This is a genomic window from Eisenbergiella sp. OF01-20 (genome assembly GCF_003478085.1).
GTDB lineage: Bacteria > Bacillota > Clostridia > Lachnospirales > Lachnospiraceae > Eisenbergiella.
The window spans coordinates 155,734-162,589 of record NZ_QUES01000014.1 but is presented as its reverse complement, the minus strand read 5'-3'; the positions used below and the strand labels follow the sequence as shown (position 1 = coordinate 162,589).

General features: G+C 46.6%; 5 protein-coding genes. 3 read left to right on the top strand and 2 right to left on the bottom strand.

The window, feature by feature from the left end:
* Positions 1-74: 74 nt before the first annotated feature.
* The 3 genes from DXA36_RS17320 to DXA36_RS17310 all read left to right on the top strand — a co-directional run bounded on the left by DXA36_RS17320 (position 75) and on the right by DXA36_RS17310 (position 3,953).
* The gene (locus DXA36_RS17320; RefSeq protein WP_118680730.1) at positions 75-1,775 is read left to right on the top strand and encodes a sugar ABC transporter substrate-binding protein; all 1,701 of its coding nucleotides are present in this window, start codon (positions 75-77) and stop codon (positions 1,773-1,775) included.
* 224 nt (positions 1,776-1,999) lie between these two features.
* Complete coding sequence (locus DXA36_RS17315; RefSeq protein ID WP_118680729.1) at positions 2,000-3,295, top strand: AAA family ATPase; 1,296 nt, start codon at positions 2,000-2,002, stop codon at positions 3,293-3,295.
* Positions 3,285-3,953, top strand: a complete 669-nt coding sequence (locus DXA36_RS17310; protein ID WP_118680728.1) for an RloB family protein — start codon at positions 3,285-3,287, stop codon at positions 3,951-3,953. The genes DXA36_RS17315 and DXA36_RS17310 overlap by 11 nt, the downstream gene beginning before the upstream one ends.
* A 245-nt stretch (positions 3,954-4,198) precedes the next feature.
* Here DXA36_RS17310 and DXA36_RS17305 read toward each other — a convergent pair whose 3' ends face one another.
* Positions 4,199-5,923, bottom strand: a complete 1,725-nt coding sequence (locus DXA36_RS17305) for an ABC transporter ATP-binding protein (RefSeq protein ID WP_182479128.1) — start codon at positions 5,921-5,923, stop codon at positions 4,199-4,201.
* A complete protein-coding gene (locus DXA36_RS17300) occupies positions 5,910-6,833 on the bottom strand; it encodes a tetratricopeptide repeat protein (RefSeq protein ID WP_118680726.1) in 924 nt (307 codons plus the stop codon). The genes DXA36_RS17305 and DXA36_RS17300 overlap by 14 nt, the downstream gene beginning before the upstream one ends.
* Positions 6,834-6,856: the final 23 nt, after the last annotated feature.

Below are 6,856 nucleotides of genomic sequence, written 5' to 3'. Positions count from 1 at the left end.
TGGAAATACAAGGTTTTTAATAAAAAACGGGGTGTCAGACTTGACACTACCATTAATCAATAGGAGGACTACGTATGAAAGTAAGAAAAGTACTGGGGGCGGCGCTTGCGGGAATTATGATATTTTCCCTGGCGGCCTGCAAAGAAAGCACAACGGATGCAGGAAAGGAAAATGCCGCCGAAACGGCCACGAATGTTGCGGATATGCTGGATACGGATGTGGCGGCTGATTCGGAGGAAGCACAGCTCGATTATACGTATGGGGAGGATGTAACTTTCCATTCCGATGAGCCGGTGACTTATTCTATGATGTATTCGGATCATGAGAATTATCCCTATCAGGAGGATTGGCTGCTTTGGTCAGAGATTCAGAAAAGAACAAATGTTACATTTGATTTGACGGTGATAGCAAGAACCGATTATGAGGATAAAAAATCAGTTCTCGTCAATTCCGGAGATTCCCCCTATATTATTCCTAAAACATATGAAGAAGGCAAATATGTGAACGGAGGACAGGTGGTTGCTATCTCCGATTGGGTAAAGTATATGCCCAACTATCAGAAATGTGTGAAAGAATGGAATATGGCCGATGATTTAAAGAGTAAGCTGCAGGCTGACGGTAAATACTATGTACTTCCCGGTTTATGGGAAATCGGGGGAGGCGGTTATTCCTTTATTATCCGTAAGGATATATTTGAAGAGGCCGGCGTGGATGTTACTGAACTGGAAAAAACCTGGACCTATGAGGATTTCTATGAAGCATGTAAAAAAGTAAAGGAGTATACCGGCTGTGATTATGTAATATCGGATATGTCCAAGGGTGACTGTCTGCTTAATATTTCTTCCATATCTTATGGCGTGAAGGCCGGATGGGGAATTTCCAACGGATTGGCTTTTGATCATGAAAAAGAAGAATATTATTTTGCGGATGCCACGGATAATATGAAAGAATGGCTTGCAATACTGAACAAAATGGTAAAAGACGGGATTTTGGATCCGGAATCCTTTTCTCAGGAAGATGATTCGGCAAAGGCCAAGTTTTTTACAGGCGAAACATATGCGATGACCGGAAATTACCAGAATCTCAATGATTATGCCATGCAGATGCAGGTAGATGATGCCCAGTTATATATGACTGTTGCTCCCGGCGGCCCCGCAGGACTTTTGCAGATGGAGAATTCCCGGCTGGAAAACGGTGTTATGATCTCCCAAAATGCATTGGATGATCTTGGGGAAGAAGGCTTTATTAAAATGCTGCGTTTTGTTGACTGGCTATGGTATTCAGAGGAAGGACACCTTCTGGCCCAGTGGGGTGTGGAAGGGGAGACTTATACCAAAGATGCGAATGGGGATATTGTATTGAATTCCGATATTACCTACAGCGGCTTAAATCCGGAGGCCTCCAAAAAGCTGAATGCGGATTATGGCTTTGCAGGAGGGGTATTTGCTTACGGAGGTTCCGCATGGATTAAAAATTCCAGGATGACAACGGCTGAAGAAAAGGATTTTGATGCAAGAATCAGGGAATATAGAGAAATGAGGCCGATTGATCCTCCCTTTATGGCAAATGAAGAGGAAACGGAAGAATTGACGCTGATTCAGACACCATTGATTGACAGCACAAAAACCTGGATACAGAAATTTATTACCGGACAGGCGGATATTGATTCGCAATGGGATGCATATATATCAGAAATAAAGAATCTAGGCGCTGATAATTATGTGACCGAGGTAAATGAGATATTTGCGAAAAATAAAAGTAAGCTCGGATATTAACAGGAAAAAAGGGGTTGTGAAAAATGGAGTTGGGCAAACTCCATTTTTCCGGCCTCTTCTATATTTGAAAAAAGCGTATTGCTTCAAGAGAAGCTTCCTCTCCTAACACCAATAAAATCAACATCTAATTTTTAAATTTAATGAAATTAGATGTTGATTTTTGCTCAAAATGGTATACTCTATAATAGAAAGATATCATAGTTGTCCAGAACGAGGAGATTATTATGCTGATACAATTTAACTTTAAGAATTTCAAATCATTTCGTGATGAAGTGTCGCTGGATTTGTCAGCGACTAAAATAACAGAACATGAGGATCACGTTGTGGATATCGCAAATGACAAGCTGCTCAAGGTAGCTGCAATTTACGGCGCTAACGCAAGTGGTAAGTCAAATGTGTATGAGGCGTTTGACTATATGAGCTATTATGTAGAAGAGTCTTTTAAATTTGGAGATGAGGAAGAAGGCCGCCGGAAAAAGGAGGAGGACTATCTGAAAGTTACTCCATTTCTGTTTGATGATAACAGCCGCAATGAAGAGACCACATTTGAGGTCTTTTATGTAGATAATTCTGAAAATACCGGAAAGATATACCAATACGGGTTTTCCTTAAAAGCAGATGAGGTAGTGGAAGAATGGCTGTATTCCAAAGCCAAGACAGCAAGAAAAAATTACAGGACCATGTTTTACCGTAAAAAAGGGGAAGAACTGGAAATGAATGGATTCTCCAAGAGCCATGTGGAGAATATTAAAGCGTCTCTGAATAAAGAAGCGCTAATCGTTTCTCTGGGTGCAAAGCTGCGGGTTGCTAAACTCAAAAAGGTGAGGGAATGGTTTCTGAATAATGATATCATTGATTTTGGTGACCCGACAGAGAACTTCTTCCGCTCCAGAGTCCTTCCGGATGGGTTTACAGATAGTAAGGAAGTGCAGGAGAATGTGGTTAAATATTTTGCTTCCTTTGATGAGTCAATACAGGATTTTGAAGTGGAAGAACTGCAGCCGGAAGACGAGAAGGATACGGGCAAACGCTTTACAATTGATGCCCTCCATAAAAAAGTGGGAAGTCAGGAGATGGCCTCCATTCCGCTGAAGCAGGAATCCAGCGGCACACTGAAAATGTTTGCGCTTTATCCATCGTTGAAAGACATGCTGGATAATGGGGGAACATTGTTTATCGACGAGCTGAATGCCAGGCTGCATCCGTTGTTGGTCCGGAATATCATATTGACCTTTTTGTCACCAGAAATTAATACACAGAATGCCCAGCTTATTTTTACTACACACGATATCTGGCAATTTTCTAATGAACTTCTGCGTAGGGATGAAATCTGGATGGTCAATAAAAACAGGGATGGAGTATCAGAACTGTATTCATTGGCGGAGTTTAAAGACGGGGACGGTAATAAAGTGCGAAGAGATGAGGCTTTGGCAAAGAATTATCTTACAGGAAACTATGGAGCCATTCCGGCATTGAAACCGATGAAGATGCTTACAGGGGGAACTGCGGATGGCGAATAAAAGCAGAGAAAAACCCAGTGACCGCAGGTCTGGGAAAAGAAAAGACCGGAACCAGAGTGTGGGAACAAGAGTACCGGAGTTGGGATATTATCTGATTGTGACCGATACGGAGGAGACGGAGAAAAATTATTTTGAGGGTCTGCGGGACAGTATTCCGGCAGGGCTGAAAGATCGTCTGGTGATAAAAGTGGAAAAGGCCAAGACGGTAGAACTGGTGGAACGGGCGCTGGAGCTTGCAAATAAGGAGCCGCAGTACCGTATTCCATGGATTGTCTTTGACAGGGATCAGGTAAAGGATTTTGATGATATTATTCTGGCGGCAGAGAAAAGCGGTGTGGGAGCCGGCTGGTCTAATCCCTGTTTTGAGATTTGGATGTATGCCTACTTTGGCGAGATGCCGGCGATATGGGAGTCATATACTTGCTGTGACCGGTTTGCGGATAAGTTCGAAAAGGTTACGGGGCAGAAATATTTTAAGAAGGATAAAGATATTTACCGCAAACTGGTGCAGTATGGGGATGAGCAAAAGGCAATTCAGATAGCCGGGCGGTGTTGCAGGAAGTGCGTGGATGATGGGAAGGATAAGCCGTCGGAGATGTGGCCGGCTTGTATGGTGCAGGGGTTGGTGGAGGAAATAAGACTAAAAATACAGTTATAATGGGGAGAAACGGGATGGATCAAATAAAGGTACTGTGGTATATGATGCAGAGTTAATTCTGGACGGATATGAGGATTTTATTTATTACGGAATAGCTTTCTATAAAAAGCTCTGCAGGGTAACCGTTGAATAATAAAAAAGTGAATATCAAAAGGGTTGCACATCGATTACGGTTTATTTCCCGTGTTTGGTTGCAGCCCTTTTTAATCCGCTCTTCCTCTGCTTGACGAATTATATTACGGTTTTTACTGGGATAAGGTGTACAGGGAATAAAAATAAGCTTTATTTTTCATCAGGCTGTCAAAGGTTCCATGCTCTGCCAGGCGGCCGTCCTTTACTACCAGGATATCATCAAAGCGCCGGAGAAGGATTTCTTCCAGACGGTGGGTGACAAGGATCCGGGTTATTCCGTCCAGGGACAGGATCGCTGAGGTTATTTCAAAGGCGGTGGCGGCATCCAGTGCGGCGGTGGCTTCGTCGGCCAGCAGGACCGGCGTGCTCCGCAGCAGGCAGCGGGCTATGGAAATGCGCTGCCGTTCCCCGCCGGACAGGGAACTTCCGTTTTCGCCGCACAGATAATCGGCGCCTTTTGATGCAAGGAACGATTCCAGGCCGGCCTGACGGACTGCGCGCTCTTTCTGTTCTTCGGGGAATTCCCGGAACATAGTGATATTATCCTGGATAGAGCTGTTGAAGAGAAAAACGTTCTGTTGTATGACAGAGATGAGATCATACAGGGAATCCGGTTTAAAACAACAAAGCTCTTTTCCGTCATAACAGATATGTCCCTGATAGTCCATGTAGCTTCCCTGGAGGAGCTGGAGCAGAGTGGATTTCCCGCAGCCGGAGTTGCCGACGATGGCATAGGTTTTGCCTGCGTCAAAACGATAGGTGATATTTTTGAGTACCGGTTCCTCAGGAGTATAGGAAAAGCTTACATTTTCTAAGGTTATAGAATCCCGGAGGGTATGGGGTGCCGGAATGCCGCCCTGTTCCTGACCGGCGGAAAGGGAGGATGCCAGCTTATCTATCAGGGCATTGGAGGCATTCTTGTTTGCCAGAATTTGGGGCAGCTGTGAAATAGAAGATTCGGCCATTTCCATCAGCTGGACAAATACTAAAACCACACCGGCGGTGACACCGTATCCTTTGATTGCGAGCAGCGCACCCAGAAGGAATACGAAAAATAAGGCCAGCAGTCCGGAAGCCGCGCATAGGTTCTGCAGGATGCTGCGGGTACGGTTGGCGCTGCATTTGCTTTTCTGACTGGCGGCGTTATAACGGACAAACAGGCGGATAGCTTCGGGCTGGGCTTTAAAGCTTTTTATCACAGGAAATCCCGCCAGCAGATCCTTTAGCTCCGCCAGGAAATACTCGTTTTGATCGGATACTTTTTTCTCCTGAACAGCCAGCCGACGGCCCGCCAGCAGGGAAGCAGCCAGAGGCAGCAGGGACGCGGCGGCAGCGGCAAGGGTCAGAGGAAGGCTGTAATAGAGCATCAGGCAGAAAGCGCCGGCCAGCATCAGAAAACTGCCGGGCAGAGTGAACAGTGCGGTCAGATAATTCGTTTCAATGCTTACCGTGTCAATGGTCAGGGCCGAGAGATAGGTAGAGGTATTTTCCTTGTGGAAAGTACCCGTACCTTTCCGGGTCAGCTCTTCAAAAGCATAATCACGGTACTGCTGTACGGCGCGCCGTATAAAAAGCGGGCGGGCATAGCAGCCCACAGCCATAATTACCCCCATTAGGGCAAAGGAGAGCAGCAGGCTGGCGCTGATCCCGGCAAGGCTGAACATGGCAGGGGTTCCGGCGGCAATGTCGATAAGCTGCTGCATCTGCCAGGAAATAAGCAGGTTCAGAGGCGTATTCAGTACGACTGCGGCCATGGCGAGCACAGCAGCGGCGTGGTTATTCCGGAAAAAACAGCGGGTGAGGGCCTTGCGGGTTTGGTTTCTGTCACTGGTCATCATCGGTAATTTCCCTCCATAGTTCCCGCAGCTTTCCGCTGCCTGTGCCCGTTCCCTGAAGGATGCTGTTTTCCAGGCCCTGTATGGCTGTGGGGCCGAAACTGTCGGATAGCAGGAGCGGTTCTGTGCCGTGGTAAAAACGGATGTTTTCCATGGTGTAGACCGGTGCGGCATCAAAAAGACGGGCGGCATGGTACGCCTTTAGCAGACTGTCTTTGGCAGAGGCCAGATCTCCTGTGTCCGCGTAAATCTGTGCCTGCAGATGAAGCAGTACCACTCCGGCTTTATCCAGATAGGAAACCTTTCCGGGAATTTTCAGACCATCGAGGATCTGCCGCATCCAACAGAGAACCTGCAATGCTTCGCAAGGATTTCCGGTTTGTGAGGCACAGGAGGCTATTCCCATGGTCACCCGGATCAGCTCCGTAATTTGATCCAGTGTGGAGGCGGAAAGATAGAACAGGGCCTCTTCATAACGTCCCAATGAGGAAAGGAGGGAACCGATACGCCCGTTGTTGGTACCCGCGTAATTGTATTTTTTATATTGGGCAATTGCCCGATCCGTTTCCCCCAGAGACGACCATATCTGGGCGATTTGGCTTTGAATCACGGCTTCGTCAAGCTGTTCGTCCGTATTTTGATCCAGGAGCAGAAGGCTGTGCTCCAGCAGCTGGCGGGAGCGGTGAAGAAGCTCCCGGTTGTGCTGCTCCGTACCTATGCAATCATATAAATCAGCAGCACGATAGACCACATCAAAGTGGTTCGGGTATTTTAATAACGCCCTTTTAGATTCCCGGACGGCGTCTTTATATTTTTTCTCCAGCATCAGGGCTCGTATTCGCCCGGCTGACTGTCCGGCATCTGTATTCTGCAGCTGGTAGCCCAGCAGTACATCCACGGAAATGCCGAACAATGCAGCAAGCTCCAGGATTGAAG